15 protein-coding genes are annotated in these 18,819 nt (G+C 45.1%); 3 read left to right on the top strand and 12 right to left on the bottom strand.

What is annotated here, in order from left to right; genetic code table 11:
* Positions 1-24: 24 nt before the first annotated feature.
* From C7475_RS13035 to C7475_RS12995, 9 genes are all read right to left on the bottom strand, one after another.
* Positions 25-960, bottom strand: coding sequence for a cytochrome-c peroxidase (locus C7475_RS13035; protein ID WP_110053774.1), 936 nt, complete (start codon positions 958-960; stop codon positions 25-27).
* Positions 960-1,619 (bottom strand): YceI family protein, encoded by a 660-nt coding sequence (locus C7475_RS13030; protein ID WP_110053773.1) that lies wholly within the window; start codon positions 1,617-1,619, stop codon positions 960-962. Before C7475_RS13030 ends, C7475_RS13035 begins: the two co-directional genes overlap by 1 nt.
* A gap of 121 nt (positions 1,620-1,740) precedes the next feature.
* Positions 1,741-3,027 (bottom strand): peroxiredoxin, encoded by a 1,287-nt coding sequence (locus C7475_RS13025; RefSeq protein WP_110053772.1) that lies wholly within the window; start codon positions 3,025-3,027, stop codon positions 1,741-1,743.
* A 740-nt stretch (positions 3,028-3,767) separates the two neighbouring features.
* Positions 3,768-4,790 carry a family 43 glycosylhydrolase gene (locus C7475_RS13020; RefSeq protein WP_110053771.1) on the bottom strand — a complete coding sequence of 341 codons (1,023 nt, stop codon included), beginning with the start codon at positions 4,788-4,790 and terminating at the stop codon, positions 3,768-3,770.
* A 2-nt stretch (positions 4,791-4,792) separates the two neighbouring features.
* Positions 4,793-5,509, bottom strand: a complete 717-nt coding sequence (locus tag C7475_RS13015; protein WP_110053770.1) for a DUF3823 domain-containing protein — start codon at positions 5,507-5,509, stop codon at positions 4,793-4,795.
* Positions 5,510-5,520: 11 nt separating this feature from the next.
* Entirely contained in the window at positions 5,521-7,419 is a 1,899-nt protein-coding gene (locus C7475_RS13010) for a RagB/SusD family nutrient uptake outer membrane protein (protein ID WP_110053769.1), read from the bottom strand.
* Positions 7,420-7,438: 19 nt separating this feature from the next.
* Entirely contained in the window at positions 7,439-10,867 is a 3,429-nt protein-coding gene (locus C7475_RS13005; RefSeq protein WP_110053768.1) for a TonB-dependent receptor, read from the bottom strand.
* Between the two features lie 169 nt (positions 10,868-11,036).
* Entirely contained in the window at positions 11,037-12,119 is a 1,083-nt protein-coding gene (locus tag C7475_RS13000; protein ID WP_158286498.1) for a FecR family protein, read from the bottom strand.
* Positions 12,120-12,242: 123 nt separating this feature from the next.
* Positions 12,243-12,791, bottom strand: coding sequence for an RNA polymerase sigma factor (locus C7475_RS12995; protein ID WP_110053766.1), 549 nt, complete (start codon positions 12,789-12,791; stop codon positions 12,243-12,245).
* Between the two features lie 486 nt (positions 12,792-13,277).
* On the opposite strand from C7475_RS12995, the gene C7475_RS12990 reads away from it, so the two are divergent.
* The gene (locus C7475_RS12990) at positions 13,278-14,249 is read left to right on the top strand and encodes a YafY family protein (protein WP_110053765.1); all 972 of its coding nucleotides are present in this window, start codon (positions 13,278-13,280) and stop codon (positions 14,247-14,249) included.
* A 57-nt stretch (positions 14,250-14,306) separates the two neighbouring features.
* Entirely contained in the window at positions 14,307-15,044 is a 738-nt protein-coding gene (locus C7475_RS12985) for a GyrI-like domain-containing protein (RefSeq protein WP_233259842.1), read from the top strand.
* A 12-nt stretch (positions 15,045-15,056) separates the two neighbouring features.
* Here the strand turns inward: C7475_RS12985 and rnc are convergent, their stop codons facing one another.
* From rnc to C7475_RS12970, 3 genes are read right to left on the bottom strand one after another with little or no spacing between them, the layout of a single operon-like run.
* Positions 15,057-15,779, bottom strand: coding sequence for a ribonuclease III (gene rnc / locus C7475_RS12980; RefSeq protein WP_233259841.1), 723 nt, complete (start codon positions 15,777-15,779; stop codon positions 15,057-15,059).
* Between the two features lie 5 nt (positions 15,780-15,784).
* The gene (fabF, locus tag C7475_RS12975; RefSeq protein WP_110053764.1) at positions 15,785-17,038 is read right to left on the bottom strand and encodes a beta-ketoacyl-ACP synthase II; all 1,254 of its coding nucleotides are present in this window, start codon (positions 17,036-17,038) and stop codon (positions 15,785-15,787) included.
* A 24-nt stretch (positions 17,039-17,062) separates the two neighbouring features.
* On the bottom strand, positions 17,063-17,299 hold the full coding sequence (locus tag C7475_RS12970) for an acyl carrier protein (protein WP_012788038.1): 237 nt from the start codon (positions 17,297-17,299) through the stop codon (positions 17,063-17,065).
* 379 nt (positions 17,300-17,678) lie between these two features.
* Between C7475_RS12970 and C7475_RS12965 the strand changes: the two genes are divergently transcribed.
* The gene (locus tag C7475_RS12965; RefSeq protein ID WP_110053763.1) at positions 17,679-18,770 is read left to right on the top strand and encodes an efflux RND transporter periplasmic adaptor subunit; all 1,092 of its coding nucleotides are present in this window, start codon (positions 17,679-17,681) and stop codon (positions 18,768-18,770) included.
* Positions 18,771-18,819: the final 49 nt, after the last annotated feature.

Raw genomic sequence — 18,819 nt, 5'->3', positions numbered from 1 at the left:
GTCTTCCGCCTTCGGCGGGCTAGATTATTGGTTGATAAAACGGTCGTCCGTCAATGTCTTTAAAAATGCTTCTAATTCGCTGATTTCTGTGTCTGTTAAATTCAATGGTGTACTCAATGACAGATCCCTCTTAATACCGTCATAAATCACTGCATCGGGCTTATTGTAGTATGTTATGACTTCACGCAGCGTCTTAAACATGCCATTATGCATATAAGGTGCGGTAACCGCTACATTCCGTAGTCCGGGCACTTTAAAGAATCCCAGCTGAGCGCTGTCTTTCGTTACTTCAAAGCGCCCGGCATCTTTCAATGTAGTGCCATTGTATAAACCGATGTTCTTAAAGCGGTCGGCAGTGAAGTCTTCTCCGGAATGGCAATTGTTACAATTGGCCTTACCGATGAATAACAGTCTGCCTCTGGCCGCCTCCGGTGAAATGGCGTGATCGTCTCCGTTAATATATCTGTCGTAGGGGCTGTTCGCTGTTTCCAGAGTACGCTCATAAGCTGCGAGTGCCTGTAGCAGGTTCTTTTCAGTAGGCGTACTGTTAAACAGTTTCCTGAAAGCACGTACATAACCACTGTCTGCATTCAGCCGCTTCACAGCATCTTCAATAGGAAGACCCATTTCATCTGCAGAAATGATCGGCTGTTTAGCCTGTTCCTCCAGTGTTGAAGCACGTCCATCCCAAAAGAAACTAGGTCGTCCGCTCTGATTGGTGATGGAAGGAGTGTTCCTCTTCGTTGGCTGTCCATGGATACCCTGACTAAAAGCAACCGTATCGGCAAATGCAAACTGCGGCTTGTGGCAGGAAGCGCAACTGATACTTCTGTCGCCGGATAATACCGGATCAAAGAAGAGCTGTTCGCCTAGCTTCGCGCGTGTTAACGGTTCTTCTGAATGAAAGGCCAGCAGCATTCCTGCAGATAATATGATGCCTGCGATATACCACTGTTTCATTACTGCGCATTAGCCAACAATGTTATGTCAAGTTCAAAATCGTCATAGATAGCTTTGTCGCCCAGGTTCTCAAAATAGTTCTTCGAACGGTACTTGATATCGTACTTGGTCCGGTCTATTTTCACCTTTGCGGTAGCTGTCAGTTTATCCTTATCAACCTTAATGGTAGCGGGGAAGCTGATATCATTAGTAATACCTTTGATGGTCAGTTTTCCTGTCAGGTCATACAGATCATTACCATGAGGTTTAATTCCTGTTATCAGAAAATCGGCCGAAGGATGTTTTTCTACAGCAAAGAAATCATCACTCTTCAGATGACCTACCAGCTTGGCATTGCTGTCAGCATCTTTGATATCGGTCACTGTAATACTGCGTGTATCCAGTTTGAAGCTGCCGCTTTGTAAGGCCTTGTTCTCGACGTTTAAAGTACCACTGCTGATATTGATCGTACCTGCATGTTCGCCGGTCACTTTGTGTGCAGTCCACAGCAGTTTGCTGTTCTTGCTATCCACCTGGAAAGCAGTTACTTTATGCGTTGCAATAATTTCTTTATTAGCAGCAGTTGCAGGATGTGTATTATTTTTCTGTACGGTAAATGCTGTGATGACAGCTATTACACCGATGGAGGCAAAGGAAGTGGCGTGTTGAAAAAGTTTCATGATAATAGTTTTTTAAAGGACCTGTAAGGCTGCATACACAGCCTCACAGGCCAGACAACAAAGAACAACATGTAGAGTCGGGAAACAGATGTAGTTTATCTTCTGAGGATAATAGTATGATCTAGTTTGCAACCGCAACATCCTGCGGAGCAGGTTCTTTAATTAATGCATCCAGGTCTTCATTCCATTTCTCCACATAAGATTTAAAATAGTTACCAGTTACTTCACCGGTGTAACCGGTGTGGATCTGTCGTACATCACCCTTACGATCAATGATGATCGTAGTCGGGAATGCCATCATGCGGTTAAGTGCCGGAAGTTTTTCCGAAGCCACTTTCTTATCAGCAATGCCACCAAAAAGAATATCATATTCAATTGCGTATTTATCTTTTAATTTACCCAGTGTATACCTGGCATATTCGAGATCATCTTTCTGCTCAAAGCCTATTGCGATCGCTTCCACGCCGCGTGCTTTGTTCTTTTTGAACCAGGGAGCAAGGAACGCAGTCTGGTCTGTACAGTTAGGGCACCAGGTCCCGATGATCTCTACGATCACTACCTTTCCTTTATACTTTGCATCACTCAATGATACCGTCTGACCATTCAGATCGGGTAGGGTAAAATCAAGTTTCTTATATCCTTCTTTCAGATAAGTGAGTTTATAAGGGTCCGGCAGTTCTGCCTGTGCATTTTTAGCACCGTCAAACTTTACATTATTGTAGATACCTAAACTTAACTCTCCGCTGAAAGACTGATCATCGTTGATCTTTCCTTTTATGTAGATGGGGCTTGGTCCTGTAAAACCTGACAACTCAAACTCATTGCCCTGCACAGTACCTTCCAATTCGCGGCTATCGCCTACGACAGACATGATCACGCCTGTCAGTTTATTGCCGTCCTGTTTCAGTAATCCTATGCGGTTAGGAGTAGGTTCTTTGCTATAGATCTGCAGTTCCCATTTACCGGAAAGATCATATGCAGGCTTTACATCTTTTCCTGGTTCAGTAAAGCGGTATTTCTTACCTGCTTCTGCTACAAAGGGCAATGCATTACCACGAAAGTTAGGTACCAGGCTTCTATATTCACCAGTGAGCCTGCCGTCGGACTCGATCTTTGCAAACAGCGCGGCATCATAGGTATTCATCTTGATGAAGAGTGAATCGTCAGTGATACGTTTCACTTTAAATTCGTCACGACGGGCGCCATTAATGAGGGTAAACACTGTATGCCCGGCGTCTTTACCTTTCAGCTCAAAATTGAAAGGAACGTTGGCTTCATTGACAGTGAAAACACCACGCCACACGCCTTCTTTTAAAAACAGGGGCTTTTTCTCAACAGCCAGTACATTGCTGCTAAAAAGTACAGCGGCCAGCAGGCCTTTTACTCCAGTGCGGGTAATTGCTTTCATGAGAGTGGATTTGGTTTGATGGTTGATAGTTCAGGGCATGGCGATCTCCTTCCGCTTAGCGGTCAGCTGTAAGATGTATCTGACAAAAAAGGAATGGAAGCGCCTTGCTAAAGGCAGGATTAGCGACAACAACAGGGCATACAGCCGGAAGAACGAAGGAAGTTGTACATGATGAACTGTGTTAGTTAATTTTAATAAATCAACTAATTAATGGTGGCTTAATTAGGGTGGTGATAACAAAGATAGAATGGAGAGATTTATTTTCCAAATAATAGTCCATTATTTTTGTAGACTAATTGAACATAGCATCTGGAAGCACTACTACTGCACATACGGGCACAGAAATACAAACTGTTTGTTATTCAGTACAGAAGCAAGCTTGCTACTCTTATAACGTGGGGTTACCTGATGCGTGGCTCTTAAAGCTGTTCATTGTTCTCCTTCCAGTTGATGCTTGTCTTATGGCCGTAAAATCTATTCACCAAAATAAACATAACTGTAATGCACGCAATGATAACGTAATGTAAAACGATTGACGGCATGATGATTAAACTGACTAAGTATTAGTGTTACGTGTTACTCTAAATCTACATAAAACAGGTTGAAATTACGCGGCAGTATACCCGTCGGGATAGATACCTATAATTTCGTTAACAAAAGTTAACACTCCTTTGCAGATTTAACAATACAACGATCGTTTAATACGATTAAAAAAAACCGTCAAAAAGCAAAAATCCCCGCTATAAGCGGGGACTTTTTAATAAAGAGTCAGTTTTGACAGGCTCGCCAAAGACGGGCCATCCTTCCTTATTCCATGTAAAACGCTGGATCCGGGGGCTCCTTTTATCGCCACAGCCATCGCCGGGATGGTCGTTAGCGTGATAAAGGATCCAGTCTTCTTTTCCATCCGGAGAGGTGAAGAATGAGTTATGCCCCGGCGCATATACTTTATTTTCAACAGATTGTTTGAATACCGGTTCCGGCTTCTTCTTCCAGGATGCAGGGTCCAGCAGGTTACTGTTTTCATCTGCGGCAAGGATGCCCAGGGCATAATAGTCTGTCCAGCACGCTGATCCCGAATACACGATAAACAATTTCTTTCCGTGTTTCAGCATTTCCGGTCCTTCGTTAACATCTACGTGTTTCAGGTTCGGGTCTCCCAGATCTCCTTTGGTTTCCCAGTCGTATTCCGGTTTAGAGATCCTGACCCTTTTGCCCTGGATCGTATATGGGTCTTTCATGGCAGCGATATAAATATCCTGACGGCCATTTTTATTGCCTTCCCATCCAGACCAGATCATATATAACTTTCCGCGATGTTCAAAAACGCTTCCATCAATGGCCCATTTATCTTCTTTATCGGCTACTTTGCTTTTGAAGACCCAGTTATCACTCATCGGATCGGACGAACTGTTTTCCAGGGCGTACATACGGTGATATTGATTATCACCGCCATCGGCAGCAAAATAGACATACCACTTGCCTCTCAGGAAATGAATTTCCGGCGCCCAGATATCCCTTGAAAAAGGTCCGGCTTTAGGTGGCGTCCAGATGGTTTTATGCTCTGCATCTTTCAGAAAAGCGATGTTCTTTGTTTTCCATAACTCCAGGCGGTTACCCATCGTATGCATATAATAGTAATATCCGTCCTTATAAACGCACCAGGGATCAGGCCCTTTGGATAGCAGGGGATTACGGAAGGTATCCTGTGCATGGACTGCGGTCCCGACCAGGAGTAACAGGTAAACAAGTGTTCTTATCATCGCTATTTAATATTAATCTGCTGCACTTCAGAGAACAAAAGATCTTCCACACCGCTGATCTTCACGCCAATACGTGCATATACATAGTCCTGATCTCCCGTAGTGCCGTTACCGGAAATAACATCCGGGATATTCACACTCAGGTGTACATTAGCAGGATCTGTAATATCACTTCCTGCCAGGGAACTACGTGCAATGTAATTGGTAGCGTCCACAAAAGTGGTCTGGTTCAGATACAGGAACACCGTTTCCACATCTCTTGCATTAACATCGATGATGATCTTTTCCAGGCGGCAGGTGCTGTTCACGGCAGCTGTACCGCTTAGTTCCAGTTTGGCATCCCTGATCATATAGTAGGGCATCACCTCAATATCCATATCCCTGTTACCGCTCAATGTCAGCAGCATCGTGTCTGTCTTTGTCTCAGCATCGGTTATTGATCTGAAAGGTCCCTGAGAGGGAGGAATGATCAGTTTATAGTTCCCATTGAACAATAGCGCCGAATAAGAACCATCCTGATTAACTGCCACCGTAATAGCACCACTCTTACCCCAACCGGGCTCCCATAGTTCGAAAGATACGTCTTTTGAACTGACATTTACCGGCACCCCCTGATAAGTAAGACGCCCGGACAACGTGGAAGAAGGCGCCTCATAGTTATCCTTCTTACAGGAGAAGGCAGCCAATGTTAATACGATATATCCAAAGATCTTTTTCATGTGTCGTTGTTTTAGTTGTTGGGATTCTTTACCAGTTTAGGGTTGTTACTGAGAATGTCAGAACCGATACGGGAATAATAGTTCCCCAGGTTGAACCGGTGTGCAGCTGTCACATTGGACGGCTTCATTACTTTGTACACCCATTTGTTGTGATTAGGATTTCCCGGATTGAATATTTTATATCCCCACAAACCATAGATCATGGTGTTCACTTTATTGGCCTTCCCGATGTTACTTACAACATCTTCCGCAGAAATATTCTCACCATTCCATACTTTATGCGCCAGTCTCCAACGTTTGTTATCAAACAGTTCATGCCCTTCAAAGGCCAGTTCAACACGTCTTTCATGAACGATCCTGTCGAACGAGATATCTGCATCCAGTAATGGGGTTGTAAAACCAGCACGCTCTCTCAGCTGATTCATATATGTGGATGAAAGGCCGGGTTGTTCTAACTCAAAAGCAGCTTCGGCGGCATTCAGCAATACTTCCGCATAGCGATAACGAACCCACCATACATCACTGCGCGTACCGATCTGGCCAGATCCTACCGCAGGGTCCATAAACTTCCTTACAAAGAAACCGGTTTGTGCACTGAACTGCAATCCATCTATCGGACCATCATCACCTACAACTTGCGAGCTCTTTGGAGCACCGGCAACGGGAATGCTGTCAAGGTCTCCGAAGTTATCGCCTGTAATTGTATTGTATTTGCCATCTTTCCAATACATTACGCCAGCCCATATATCCAATGGCACTCCTTTAAATTTGGTGCCGGGCAGGATGATCGTACCTCCAAGACGCGCATCCCTGCCGGCGAAGATATCTTTAGGATCATTGTAGTACACGTAGTCATTGCCATTGTTCGTAGCAAACGGACTGTAAGTATTATCCAGTTTCTCGTATAATAGCGCCAGGTTAAGTGATGGATTCATCCTGCCACCCTGCTGTTCTTCTGCTGAAGACCAGGGCTGGTTAAGAATTGTCCATTCCTGTGTTTTGCCAGATTTCAATTTGAAATCCTGGGCAAAGATCACTTCCGGGTTATTGGCCTTATCATAAAAGAGCGCTGCAAAATTCTCTTCCAGGTCTTCTGCTTTCTTTTTATAAAGCGAATATTTATTACTGCTGATGATTTCCTGTGCGGCAGCCAGTGATTTCTGATAGTAAGCCGTCGCTTTATCAGCAGAGATACCAACTTCTCCGCCAGGTAAGGATACCGAAGGAGTGCTTACCCCATACTTTGCAATGGAGGCTGCATATAATGCGGCCCTTGATTGCATAGCCAGCGCCAGCCATTTTGTAGCGCGCGATTTGATACCTGCATCATCCGGCAGCACTGTCTTAACAGTATCCATCTCACTGATCACGAAGTCATATATGTCTGACTCTTTCGCCCTGGCATGACGCAGGTAAGTAGGATCTCCGCTGAAATTATATTCCATCGGTTCCCGTATCAACGGCACACCGCCCATACGTTTTACTTCTTCAAAATAAATAGCGGCCCGCAGCAATCGTGCTTCTGCTACAAAACGCGCACGTACATCTGCCGCCAGCTCATTGGCCGCCTGGCATTTCTGCACGAAGAGATTCAGGTCGCGGATATATCCGTAGTCCCAAATGTTCCACCAGTCATAAGGATAATCCACCTGTTTCGATCTCCAGTACTGACCGGATTCGGAGGGGAAAGCCTCATCAAAATTTGTAAACTCAGCCCAGTTAGTAATGGTCTGTTGTTCAGGATAGCGGTTATACAGGTCTGCCAGTACTGACAGTACAAGGTCAGGGTTTCTCCATACAGCATCGTCAGTAAGCAGGTCTTTAGGATCTGTACTGAGAAATTCATCATCCTTCACACATCCGGATATCATCACAAAGGCAGCTGCTATTATCAGCAAATATTTTTTCATGCTATGTGCATTTAAGAGATCAGAGAGAAAGTTCAAAACCAATGTTCACAAATTTGCTCTGCGGATAGGTGAGACCGTTATCGTCTACTATTTCCGCATCAATGCCTATGCCCTTCATATTATCAATAGAGAACAGGTTGTAAGCATTCACGTAGAAGCGGGCTCTCTCTATTTTTATACGGCCGAGCAGGTCTTTAGGGATGGTATATCCTAATTCAACAGTTCTGGCACGCAGGTATTTTACGTTCACAAGCCAGAAATCGGAGTTCTTCCCGAAGCTGCTATGATCGCCGTTATTGAAGCGAAGTGCAGGGTATTTACCAGGTATCCAGCGACTGTTCAGGTCCAGTGGATTTTCTCTGTGCCAGCGGTCCTCATACAGGTCTAACAGCAGGTTACCGCCATTCTGGTAAGGGTTACGCATCTCCCAGTTACGATTGAAAGAATAACCGCTACCTCCGGAGAAATCGATACGCGCATCAAAGCCATTCCATGCAGCGGCGAAGTTCAGACCGAAATTGATGATAGGATTTCTGCCTGTACCATATCCGATAGGACGCGTATCCATATCGTTAATGAGGCCGTCTTTATTCAGATCTTTATAGATAAGATCTCCAGGCAGCAATGTCTTATTACCGGTACCATCGATGTTCACAGGATACTTGTTGATCTCTTCCTGCGACTGGAATTGCCCCTGAACTTCATATCCCCAGAAGGCATTGCTGAACCTTTCTTCCGCAGAGTTGCGGTAGTGGTCCCAGGAGTTGTTAAATACAGGTTTGTATGTATGAAGCGATTTTGCTCTTGCATAGGATACGTTACCACCGATGTTAAGGTTCACTTTTTTGATCTTTCCAGACCAGGCAATTGAACCTTCTATACCTGCCACCTGATCACTGTTCACGTTTTCAGAAGGAAGGTTATATCCAAGCTCACTCGGTACCAGGATGTCGTATTTAGCTCCCAGTAGTCCTGTTCTTCTTCTGTTGAATACATCGATCGCACCGGTGATCTTACTGTCCATGAGAGCATAGTCCAGACCAATGTCAAGTGTCCGGCTTACAAACCATGAAATATTTCTGATAGGTACGCCTTTGTTGCTGGAGCCGATCACTGCATTTCCATCCAGTATAACGGTGGAGGCATTATAGTTGTAACCTGCCAGGTAATCGTATGGACCGATGCCTACATCATCATCTCCCAGTTTACCATAAGAGGCGCGGAGTTTCAGTTCGCTCAATACTTTCTTACTCACGGAGCTGAAGAATTTCTCTTCGCTCAGGCGCCATCCACCGGAGATAGCGGGGAAAGTACCCCATCTTTTATCTGGTGAAAATTTCCAGGAAGCATCTCTTCGTGCAGACACTTCAATGTAATATTTGCCGGCATAGTTATAGTTCACGCGGCCGATATAACCGAGACGGGCTTCTGTTCCATCACCATCGTTATAGGTATCCATGGTGGAGAAGTAGATCAGCGGCAACGTATTGGTAGTAGGCACGGAGTGTACATAAGATTGCAGATCCCTTCTTTTGATACGTTCTGCTACCAATGTAGCACCTACGGTATGTTGCCCGAATACTTTATTATAGTTAAGCTGGACCTGAATAGTTGGCGACAGGATAGTCCTGTTACGTCTTTCCCTGTAAGGGTTAGAGCTACCACCAGTTGCGTTGTAAGAACTATCAACAGGGTTATAAGTATATACTTTGTAGGTATACTCATGTCCGTTCATAATTTCATTCGCATAATAATAGGAGAACAATCCTCTTGCAGTCAATCCTTCCAGTGGGAACTGGTACTCTGCAGTCAGATTGGATTGCAATACACGCCAGTCGCTGCGCCAGTAGCCTGACAATTTCTTATTCTGTACGGACCACTGTTCTGTGTTATGACCGATATCGCTTGGATAATCAGGATTATCATTAGCGTAAGCGCGTTCAGTAGGTCTGTTACGCAGTATCGCAAAACGAGCGGCCCAATAGTCGTCAGTACCTGGAACACCTGGCTGATCGCGTGTTTCCACACGGCCATTGATCTGTGCGCCGATCTTGAAACGATCGGATACACGAGCTTCGATATTGCTTTGAACATTGGTACGTTCGAAGGTGAATTCTCTTCCCAGTACAGAGTTCTGTTTAAGGTGCGTGGCAGATACGTAGTAGTTGATCCTTTCAGAACCACCGGTAAAATTGAGGTTCATCTGTGTAAGCGGAGAGTTTCCTTTTACGATGAACTTATACCAGTCAAAGTTTTTGTAACCGGTCTCAGTACCCTGTTTCCATTTATCCAGTTCATCCTGTGTAATGGTCGTCTTACCGTATTGGTTCATGTCAGCATCTGCTTTACCGACCATCCATTGATAGGCGTTGGTAGTTTTAGGAAAGCGTGTCCAGTTCTGCCAACCCTTGTAAACGTTTACGTTTATGGTGTTGCGGCTGCCCAGTTTACCGCGTTTGGTAGTTACAACCACTACACCGTTTGCAGCACGCAAACCGTAGATGGCAGCGGAAGCATCTTTCAGTACAGTAATACTTTCAATATCGGCGGGAGCGATGTTATTAAATTGACCTTCATCCTGCTGAATACCATCAATAACATACAGCGGGTTACCCATGTTCCTGATCTGTATGGAAGCACTGGCGCCAGGGCGGCCATCAGAAAAGCGGAAAGAAACACCTGCTATTTTACCGGCCAGTCCGGCGCTGACAGTAGATCCTGCGTGAATACCATTCAGGTCTTTACTGGTGATAGAGGCAACGGCGCCGGTCAGTGATTCTTTTTTCTGTGCGCCGTAACCTACGATCACCACATCACCTAAAGATGTGGAAGAGGCTTCCAGCGTGGCATTTATGCTGTTGCTACCATTGATCTCTATTTCTTTAGTAGCAAAACCGACATAAGTAAAAATGAGGATACCGCTTAAAGCGGGAACGTTAAACGCATAAACACCGGAAGCATCTGTAGTAGCGCCGGTAGATGTACCTTTGAGTTTTACGCTAACGCCTGGTAAAGGTTGTCCTTTATCGTCGGTCACTTTGCCGCTGATCCTTACAGGTTGCTGTCCTGGAGCTACAACAGGAGCGCGTAATCGATTTAGCACAATCTGACGGCCAGATACATGATACTGTAGTTGCAATGGCGCCAGTAAATCGTTCAGGATATTGCCTAAAGCTTCATTTGCGACTACTAAGTCGACTCTACGTTCTGACTGGATAAGAGAAGAGCTGTAGAGGAATTTAACATCGACCAGCTTTTCTATCTGGTTCAGGACTTTGCCAATAGGCTGTTGTTTCATTTCCAGGGAAATCTTTTGCTGCAGTATTTCCTGGGCGTTGCCATTTCCGGCAAATGTGAGCGTGGTAAACAGCAATGCTACCAGCATCTGAGAGGCACATGTACGCGTAACGTGAAAGATTAAATCACGGATTCGTAATCTTTTTTTCATAACTTGGATTGTGTTCCTATGTTAATATTGGGAAATAGAAGGGCTGTCTTATCCCAGTGGAGCGGGCATAAGGCAACGTGACATTGGTTGTAGCCAGTGGTACGGCCATACCGCTGGCTATTTTTCATTAAGTACTAGTGTCCATTTTTTTTAGATCCTGGTTTAGTTTTCAATAACGACGACATCCTTTTGCGGTGAGCTTTATATCATTTCCCTCGATGATACATCCAGCCTCCAACGCCTTACAGATCAGGCGTATTTTTTCATATAATGGTTCATCTGTCAGCGACGCGGTTAACCTGCAATCAGCCAGTAAAGCTTTATCATAGCTGATATGCACGCCATAGGCGTTCTCTATAGTGGTCATAACACTGTCTACCGGTGCATCATTAAAATCAAATGAATAAGTAATGGCCTCCGGCGTTTCCGGTGCTTTCTTTAGTTGTTGTTCCGGCAGTTGTACCAGCATGGCGAGTGTCTTTCTCTGCAATACTGCCTGCTGGTTAGCTGAAACGTTAGATATAACTTTATCTCCCAATGGTTGTACTGACAATGCTACTTTACCTGTCTTCACCTTCACTTCCACAAGGCTGTCCTGCTCATATGCTTTCACATGAAAACTGGTACCCAGCACATTGATCACCATTTCATTTGCATATACTACGAAAGGTTGCATTGTATTACGTGACACTTCGAAAAACGCTGCACCAGACAAATACACTTCACGCTTACAGCTATTGTCTGCACATACAGGATAGCTTATTCGGGCGCCAGGCTGCAATACTACAGAGCTTCCGTCGGGCAGTCTGATTGTTCTGATATTCTTTCCTTTATTGACTTCTTCTACACGCTTATTGCCTTCCAGTTTCGCTTCCTGCAACAAGCGGGTGTATACGGCAGGCCGCTCTTGCGGGCGCATCCACCAGAGTGCCGCACCTATCACCATACATACTGCAGCTGCGGCCCAATACCAATAGGTAAAACGTCTTTTTGTTACAGGCACGATCCCGGTTGTTTCCATCCGGGCCTGGATCTCATTCCACATCAGCCGCTGGTCCTGTTCTTTCAGCTGAAAGGCAGGCAACTGTGCTGCTGCCAGGATAATGGTCCTGGCCTGTAAGATCGCTTCATGTTTACCGGGATGCTGTGTGATCACCTGTTCCCAGTGAGCACTGTCCTGGCCTTCTTTCACCCACGCCACAAAAGAATCATCACAGACAAAGTCTGCAGTATCGTATGCTGAATAATCCATAGCATTAAGTGCCTTACGACAGTAAGTATAATAATAAAGGGAGGCAGTGGTCATTTTAACTCACTTCTCCGGAAATTTTTTTTAGACCTGTTTTTGTTTGGAGACTTTATGGGGTACGACAGCTTACTTCCAGCCTTCACGGAGTTTGATAATGGCACGCTGCACGAGGTTCCTTACGGATTGTTCATTGATCTGCAGGATACCGGCAATTTCATCCCAACTGAAGTTATCATAAAAACGGAGGCGGATCACTTCCTGCTGCCGTTCAGGCAAACGGGACATCAATTGCTGTAATCGTTGTAATAGCAGCAGGTATTCTTCTTTCTTTATTCTGAGTTCTTCTATGGATTCTGTTTGCAGGGGTGTTATGGCTGGTACCGGTTTGATGTCGGCCATTTTGTACAAACGACGGCGCAGGGAACGGAAAAGATAATATTTAATAGAGCTGGTATCGGAAAGATTATGGCGTGTACGCCAGAGATCGGCGAAGAGGTCTTGCATGGCATCCTGTACCAGTGCTGAATCGGGAATCAGGTGATAGCCATAGTTGTACAGGGTACCGGCATAGCGCTGGTACATTTCACTGAACGCCTCTGCATTTCCCTGTTTGAAAGCTATCCATAGCTCGTGGTCAGCTACGGATGCCTGGTTGATATTTTCGGACCCCGCCAATTTACCTCGTTTAAAGTACAATAGTCCAGGCTATTGTATCTAAAGTACAAGCTATAAAAATTAAATGATAAGGGATAGAAAATAAAAAGGGGCCTGATAAAAATCAGGCCCTCCCCAAATTAACCATTAAAAAACTCATTTGAATTTTGCTGTATCAAAAATATGATGAATCCGCCCGTCAACTGTTAACCATAAGTTAATGATTTCAAATAAATTCTGAAGAGAATGGCTCATGGGAAGGGGGAGATAAAAAAACAGGCCCCCGCAAAAAATTGCAGGGGCTTACCATTTAACCTATATTCTGTACTGTAGCATCAAATCTTTAAATATTTTCCAGGGAGAGAACATCTTACTCATATCTGTTATCACTTATATCATTCCCGAAAGAGCCGCCCTCAAATATTTGTTGTATCTAAGACTGGCTATTATAACAGAAGTTTAATCGGGTCCGGATTTTTTTTCAATTTTATTCTAACTTGCTGTCATATGAACAGGATTGACCGTCTTTCTGCCATTCTTATCCAGCTTCAGGGCAAAAAAGTGGTACGTGCTGCTGAAATAGCAGAACGTTTCAACATTAGCCTTCGTACGGTATACAGGGACGTCAGGGCGCTCCAGGAAGCTGGTGTTCCTGTAGGTGCGGAAGCGGGCACAGGCTATTACCTTGTAGAGGGTTACCACCTGCCGCCTGTTATGTTCAGCCGGGAAGAAGCTGCAGCCTTACTGACGGGCGAAAAACTGATGGCTAATCTGAGCGATCATTCCAACAGGAAAGAGTTCAGCAATGCCATGCAGAAGATCAAGGCCGTTTTGAGAGGCAGCGAGAAGGACTTCCTGGAGTCACTGGAAGACAATATTGCCGTGGTAAGCCGAAGGCCGCCGGTAGGCGATGAATTCCCGAACCGCTTTCTTTCCGATATTCAACATTCGCTGGGTAAACAGCTGATCCTGCAGCTGGATTATTTTGCGCTCCATAACGAGACCCTTACAAAAAGGGAAGTAGAGCCCATCGGTATCATTTATATGAGAGGTTACTGGTATCTGATAGCCTGGTGCCGTTTGCGGCATAACTACCGTAATTTCAGAATGGACCGTATCAAGAACGTATCGGTTTCAGCAGAAACATATGACCGGGCCCGACACATCACTCTTAAGGAATTTATCGACAAGTACGGAGAGTATGAAACCAAGCCATATGAGGTAAAGGTCCGCTTTCCGTCGGCAATGGCCCGTCGTATTGGAGATATGAAATTTTATTATGGCATGATTGACGAGCAAACGGTGGGAGCGTGTACTGAAATGACCTTTATGGCGCCTTGCCTGGAGTGGTTCGGTCGCTGGCTGCTAACCTGGGGGTCAGCTCCTGAAATTATAGCCCCTGAAGAACTGTTTGAAAAAATGCAGATACTTGCCCTGGAAATAAAAGAACATTATTTACAACCCCGTACTCACTCCTGACATAAGGCTGTCACCACCCCTATCTTTCTTTGTATCAGTAACGATAAATCCTTACTGATGAAATTACACTTGTGGTGCCACTGGTTATTGCTGATCATTGGCAGCGTGCACCAGTTCACGCTGTCTGACAAGACATGCGTTATAACGCATGAGATTAAACGTAATACTACCCCATGTTATACTAAAACAATGTTTATGTCAAAGACAGACCTTACCAAAATGTACAAAGCGCTGTATACTGCGCAGGCTTCGCCGGAGCTCATCTTCGTACCTGCCGGCCACTATCTTTCGATTAACGGCAAAGGCGATCCGAATGGGGACCTGTTTGCCGAAAGCACGTCGGCATTATATACGGCGGCTTACAGTGTTAAGAATGTGTACAAACAATCTGGGCAGGATTTCGTTGTAAGCAAACTGGAAGGGACCTGGTGGGTCAATGTAACCGGCAATCCGCTGGAAGTACCCAGGGATGAATGGCATTGGCAATTGCTGATACGTATGCCCGACTACGTAGTTAGCGCTGTCGTGCAACAAGCGTTAAAAGCGGCATTTTTGAAGAAGCAATTACCACTGTTACAGCAGGTAACACTTGCGGCGCTGGCAGAAGGTAAGAGTGTGCAGGTAATGCATACGGGACCTTATTCCGAAGAGCCGGCAACGTTACGATTAATGGAAGATTTTATGAGGAAGGAAGGCCTGACATGGAATGGCAGGCATCATGAGATCTATCTATCAGATCCGCGTAAGACGGCGCCTGACAGGATGAGAACGATCCTGCGGCAACCAGTGAAGTAAATAAAAAGTTGATTATTTTTCACCTAGCCCTAACAGTTCTATGGCCTGCTGGGCGGCTATCTGGCTGGCGTCTTTTTTGTTGAAGGCTTTACCGCTGCAGATCAGTTCACCATCTACTACGGCGCCTACTGTGAAGATACGACGACCGTTATCCATTTGTTCTTCCAGCAGGTCGAACTCGAGGGTCTTGCCGTGTTTATTGGCCCATCCGTACAGTTTATTCTTATGGTTCATTTCTACATTTTCCAGGAGCTCGAGGTCAATGTAAGGAACGATAAGGCGTTGGTGTACGAATTGTTTGGTCCTGTTATATCCTTTGTCGAGGTATACTGCGCCGACCAGTGCTTCGAGGGTATTACCGAAGATCTGGCTTATTTTCAGAAAGCTGTTGTATTTGTCGTAGATAGTCAGTTTGCGCAGGCCCATTTTGATAGCGATATCATTGAGCTGCTGACGGTTAACGATCTTAGACCGCATTTCAGTCAGGTAACCTTCTGTTTTGTAAGGATACTTTTTAAAGAGGTAGTCGCCGATGATAGCGCCAAGTATTGCATCGCCGAGATATTCCAGGCGCTCATTGCTTTCAAGGAATTTCTCCTTGCTGGATCGGTGGCTAAGCGCCACTTCATACAATGAAAAGTTGCCCGGGGCAAATCCCAGCAAATTATAAAGGTCCTTGTAAAGGCCCCTCTTTTTCGGAACGAATCGATATAAAAATCCTGGCAGTAATTTCACACAATCTAAGCAACAAATTTTTTGAAAATAACTGATGCATTATGCCCACCAAATCCGAAGGTGTTACTTAATGCAGCGTTGATTTCTCTACGTTGTGCGACGTTAAAGGTAAAATTTAATTTGGGATCCAGTTGAGGATCCTTTGTAAAATGATTGATGGTGGGAGGTACAATACCATGTATTACGGACATAATAGCTGCGATGGATTCGATTGCTCCCGCAGCTCCTAACAGGTGCCCGGTCATAGATTTCGTGGAACTGATATTCATATTGTAAGCGTGTTCCCCGAAAACCTGTTGTATCGCTTTCACTTCCGCAATATCACCAAGAGGTGTGGAAGTTCCGTGCACATTAATATAATCGATATCATGGGGTTGCATACCCGCATCTGCTAAGGCCAACCGCATTACGTTCATGGCACCTAATCCTTCCGGATGTGGTGCTGTAAGGTGATAGGCGTCCGCAGTTGCACCGCCTCCGGCCAATTCAGCGTAAATTTTGGCACCTCTTGCCGTCGCATGTTCATAGGATTCTAACACCAGCCCGCCAGCGCCTTCACCCATAACAAAGCCATCTCTGTCAAGGTCAAAAGGACGGGAAGCAGTTGCCGGGTCATCGTTTCTTTCGGAAAGGGCTTTCATGGCATTAAATCCACCTATACAGGCTTCGTTAATGACATTTTCTGATCCACCGGTGATCATCACGTCTGCTTTGCCGTACTGTATGTACAGCATTGCTTCAATAATTGCATTGGTTGCGGAAGCGCAGGCAGAGACCACTGAGAAGTTCGGGCCTCTGAAGCCATGGCGGATAGAAATATGCCCGGCTGCAATGTCAAGAATTAAACGGGGGATCAGGAAAGGACTGAAACGGGGAGTTCCATCTCCCTGACCGAATTCTTTCATTTCCTGACAGAAGTTGATCATACCTCCAATGCCGGAAGCCCAGATCACCCCAACCCTGTCAACATTAACAGTGTTACGGTCAATCCCGGCATCTTGTACGGCCTGGTCAGCGGCAATAACAGCCGTCTGAGTAAAAGGGTCCATCTTACGGGCATCCTTTTTGTCCAGGTAATTGGTAGCGTCAAAGTTCTTCAGTTCGCAAGCAAAACGGGTCTTGAACTTGGCAGCATCAAAAAGTGTAATAGGGCCGGCACCGGATACACCGTCCGTCAATCCCTTCCAGAAATCGGAAACGGAATTGCCGAGCGGTGTAAGTGCGCCTAAACCTGTAACGACTACTCGTCTTGGTTGCATTAAAACAAATCTGATTAAGTAGGATTATTTTACATGTTCTTCCAGGTAGGCAACTGCCTGGCCAACAGTAGTAATAGTTTCAGCTTGTTCGTCAGGAATGGAGATGTTGAATTCTTTTTCGAATTCCATGATCAGTTCTACCGTATCCAAAGAGTCAGCGCCCAGGTCGTTGGTAAAGCTGGCTTCAGGAGTTACCTCAGCTTCGTCAACGCCCAATTTGTCAATAATGATCTTTTTAACTCTTGATGCAATGTCTGACATAATTTTAAGTGTTTTTGGTTTAAAACTTGAGTGCAAAAATATAATTTTTATTGAATTGACAAGAACGCACGTAAATTTTACGTCATATACTTTAGTTGTATGCCGTCAAAACAATGACTCATAGAGGGTTTCAGACATTATTATTAATAACGGCAAATGCATATTTGCCGCCAAAAAGCCTCCTAAAAGGGTTTTCAGCCCCCATATATATGCGGTTATTGTCACAATAAGTGGTGGTTGCCATTCAACAGCCTAATCAGCCACCTATATACCGGAACGACGTAATTAACTTTAATTAACACTATAACCGCCGCAGCAGCAATCCCATTTATTAAATTTGCCCGGATTTATCCCTTCCATATTAAATTAATACAAGCACATGGCTGGCAATAAGAAGATCCTGAAGACGGTTTTATTCCTGATAGTGGCGGCGGTCGTTATCGGTTTTATTATTACGAAAGCAACCACTCCAGGTAAAAAAGCAGAGAAAGCGCCCGAAAAAGCGGCGGCAGGCGGTAAAGGCGGTGGAGCCAAAAATCTCCTGGTGGACGCCTATGTGGCTAAAACCAGCTCCTTGAATGAAACCATTGAAGCGAGCGGTACACTGCAAAGTAATGAAGAAGTACAGGTACAGGCAGAGATCACTGGCCGCGTTACAGGTCTGTTCTTTAAAGAAGGTACACAGGTGACCAAAGGAACCCTGCTGGTCAAAATTTACGACGAAGACCTGAAAGCACAGTTACAGAAACTGGAACTACAACGTCAGTTGGCTAAAACCACTCTGGAAAGACAGGAGAACCTATTAAAGATCAATGGTATCAGCCGCCAGGATGTAGATGTTACCCGTAACCAGGTTAGCGCCTATGGAGCCGATATTGAATATACACGCACTCAGCTGCAGAAAACAGAACTGCGGGCGCCATTCTCCGGCAGGCTTGGTCTCAGAAATATCAGCCTCGGTGCTATTGTAACACCTACTACTATTATTACCACCTTACAACAGCTGGATCCGTTGAAGGTAGACTTCTCCGTTCCGGAAAAATACCGCACTTCGATCACACAGGGAGACCGGGTTGATTTCAAAGTGGCTGGCGATCAGCAAACATACAAAGGCAGTATCTATGCTATTGATCCTAAGATCGACCTCTCTACCCGTACTATTAAAATCAGGGCTATCGTACCCAATGCCGGCAAATTACTTCCTGGCGCATTTGCCAACGTTCAGATAGCATTGAAAAATATGCCGGACGCAATTATGGTACCTACACAGGCTATCATTCCAGGAACCCGGGATAAAAAAGTAGCTATCGCTGACAGTGGAAAAGCGAAATTTGTAGTAGTGGAAACAGGCATCCGCAATGCGGACAATGTACAGATCACCAGCGGACTCAAGCCCGGTGATACCGTTATTACAAGTGGCATCATGCAGCTCAAGCCAGGAGTTGTCCTTAAGTACAACGCTATTAAATAGACAGGTCTACTATTAATAATAACAAATGTCTGCCTGCCACAATCCGCAG

It is taken from the genome of Chitinophaga sp. S165 (assembly GCF_003182155.1).
Taxonomy (GTDB): Bacteria; Bacteroidota; Bacteroidia; order Chitinophagales; family Chitinophagaceae; genus Chitinophaga.
Note: the sequence above shows the minus strand (reverse complement) of the source record. Positions and strands in the feature narration are given on the sequence as shown.